Here is a 2,475-nt window from a genome sequence, read left to right as displayed (position 1 = left end):
GCGCTTCCCTTCGGTGTTTCCAACCTTACCAGATTCATTTTCCGTTCCGTTTCCGGTTCGGATTCTGTTTCCGGTGGCCGTTGGAGGGCCTTTTGCCTTTCGGCGTGTTCACTACGTTAGCCGATTTCCCTGGCGACTCATAATCGAGCCGATCGAGTTGAATTTCGGCATGCCGAAATCGCACCCGGTTTGGGTTCGTCGTAGGTAGTGGATGGCCACTTCGGGGGCTGTTGAACAGCAGTCCCTGTTCAAGCGGCTCGGGCTACGTTAGGCGTCCCGAAACGCAGAGTCAAGTTGACCTGCGGCGTGGCGTGTGAGGCCGATAGGGGCTCACGGTGGGGTCGTCGGTGATCCAGTAGCGCCAGGGGTGGCCGGCCCCCGCGCCGCCCACTCCCGTGCGCGGACCGTTGCGTACCTGTTCAGAGGCGGCAGGCGTGCCGGTGAGGATCCGCAGAGGGGTGTCGGTACCGCCGCAGACGTCGGCGCCGTCGAGGGTGCGGTCGATGTCGAGGGCCGTGGCCAGACGGGCCGGTCCTTTGGCCAGTTCCCTGTCGTTTCTGGCTGAGATTCGACGTTTGCGGGCGAGCTCGGTGCCCGCTCGGATCTCGCCGGCGCGCAGCAGGACTCCGCTGGCGCTGCCCTCGGGACCGCAGACGAGATTGAGGCAGTGCCACATGCCGTAGGTGAAGTAGACGTACGCGTGCCCCGGCGGACCGAACATCACTCCGTTGCGGGCGGTGCGGCCACGGTAGGCGTGGGAGCCCGGGTCGGCTTCGCCCGCGTAGGCCTCCACCTCGGTGAGGCGGAGTTCGATGGGACCGTCTTCGGTGTTGCGTACCAGAACGCGGCCGAGGAGGTCCGGGGCGACCACGAGGACCGGGCGGTCGAAGAAGTCCCGGGACAGCGGCGCACGGTCGGGGCTCTCGATCATGGCCTAGGAGGGTACTCGTCCCTGCCGGGGAACCGGCTACGGTCTTGGCGCGTATGTAGGGGTCAGAACCTAGGAGGAATGAACATGGGCTTCAAAAGGCTGCTCGCGAGCTTGGGTGCCGGCGGTGCGTCGGTCGAGACGGAGCTGACCGAGGCGAACGTCGTTCCCGGCGGCGTCGTCCAGGGCGAGGTGCGGATCCAGGGCGGTTCGGTCGATCAGCAGATCGAGGGACTGTCGGTCGGTCTCCAGGCCCGGGTCGAGGTCGAGGGTGGTGACCAGGAGGTCAAGCAGGACATCGAGTTCACCAAGCTGCGCCTCGGCGGTGCCTTCGAGGTGAAGGCCGGTGCCCTGCACGTGGTGCCGTTCGGTCTGGAGATCCCCTGGGAAACTCCGATCACGAGCATCGCCGGGCAGCAGTTGCACGGGATGAACATCGGTGTGACGACCGAGCTGGAGATCGCCCGTGCACTGGACTCGGGTGACCTGGACCCGATCAATGTGCACCCGCTGCCGGCTCAGCAGGCGGTTCTCGACGCCTTCATCCAGCTGGGCTTCCGCTTCAAGAGCGCGGACATGGAGCGCGGCCACATTCGCGGAACGCGACAGCGGCTGCCGTTCTACCAGGAGATCGAGTTCCTGCCGCCGCAGCAGTACCGGGGGCTGAACCAGGTCGAGCTGACGTTCGTCGCCGACAACCGGGAGATGGACGTCGTCCTGGAGATGGACAAGAAGCCGGGGCTCTTCAGCGAGGGCAGCGACTCCTACCGCGCGTTCCAGGTGGATCTGCACAACTTCCAGGCGACCGATTACGCCGCTTACCTCAACCAGTGGCTCGCCGATGTCGGCGGCCGTCGCAACTGGCTCTAGGCTCGGTGCCGCAAGCGCGTATGCGCAGGAACGCCGATTCGGAGGTTCAGACGTGACCGAGGCGAAGAGGGCTCCGCTGCCTCATGACTTCCATCCGCCGGTGCCGTCGTTCACGGTGACGAGCGCCGACATCGAGCCGGGTGGTGTCCTGAAGGACGCCCAGGTCCACTCGGCCGGCAACACGTCGCCGCAACTGCGCTGGGAGGGCTTCCCCGCGGAGACCAGGAGCTTCGCGGTGACGTGCTTCGACCCGGACGCGCCGACGGGAAGCGGGTTCTGGCACTGGGTGCTGTTCGACATTCCGGCTTCGGTGACGGAGCTGCCGGCGGGCGCCGGCGGCGGTTCGTTCGAGGGCCTGCCCAACGGCGCCGTGCACGTCCGTAACGACTACGGGTCGAAGGACTTCGGCGGGGCGGCACCGCCGAAGGGCGACGGACCGCACCGCTACGTGTTCACCGTGTACGCGGTGGATCAGGAGAAGCTCGGACCCGGCGACGATGTGTCGCCCGCGGTCGTGGGCTTCAACCTGCGGTTCCATGCGCTCGCGCGGGCCCAGCTCATCGGCGAGTACGAGAACCGCGGCTAGTGTCCTGCGCCAGTAGTTGATCGTTAGTTGTGGTGTGACTTCTGCTGCTAGTGCGTCAGTACCTCGTCGGGGCCCGAAGCTGGAGCCGTTG

Annotated in this window: 3 protein-coding genes; 2 read left to right on the top strand and 1 reads right to left on the bottom strand. The window is 66.2% G+C overall.

The features are described from left to right. Positions 1 to 289 precede the first annotated feature (289 nt). Positions 290 to 931, bottom strand: a complete 642-nt coding sequence (locus ACWCP0_RS41950) for a DNA-3-methyladenine glycosylase (protein ID WP_451083960.1) — start codon at positions 929 to 931, stop codon at positions 290 to 292. Between the two features lie 84 nt (positions 932 to 1,015). Between ACWCP0_RS41950 and ACWCP0_RS41945 the strand changes: the two genes are divergently transcribed. Both ACWCP0_RS41945 and ACWCP0_RS41940 read left to right on the top strand, forming a co-directional pair. Then, positions 1,016 to 1,798, top strand: a complete 783-nt coding sequence (locus ACWCP0_RS41945; RefSeq protein WP_451083959.1) for a sporulation protein — start codon at positions 1,016 to 1,018, stop codon at positions 1,796 to 1,798. A gap of 52 nt (positions 1,799 to 1,850) precedes the next feature. Further along, on the top strand, positions 1,851 to 2,384 hold the full coding sequence (locus ACWCP0_RS41940) for a YbhB/YbcL family Raf kinase inhibitor-like protein (protein ID WP_451083958.1): 534 nt from the start codon (positions 1,851 to 1,853) through the stop codon (positions 2,382 to 2,384). The last annotated feature ends 91 nt before the right edge of the window (positions 2,385 to 2,475 follow it).

Source organism: Streptomyces sp. NPDC001970 (assembly GCF_053594115.1).
The sequence above is the reverse complement of the archived record's forward strand: the minus strand, read 5'-3'. Positions and strand labels throughout refer to the sequence as shown.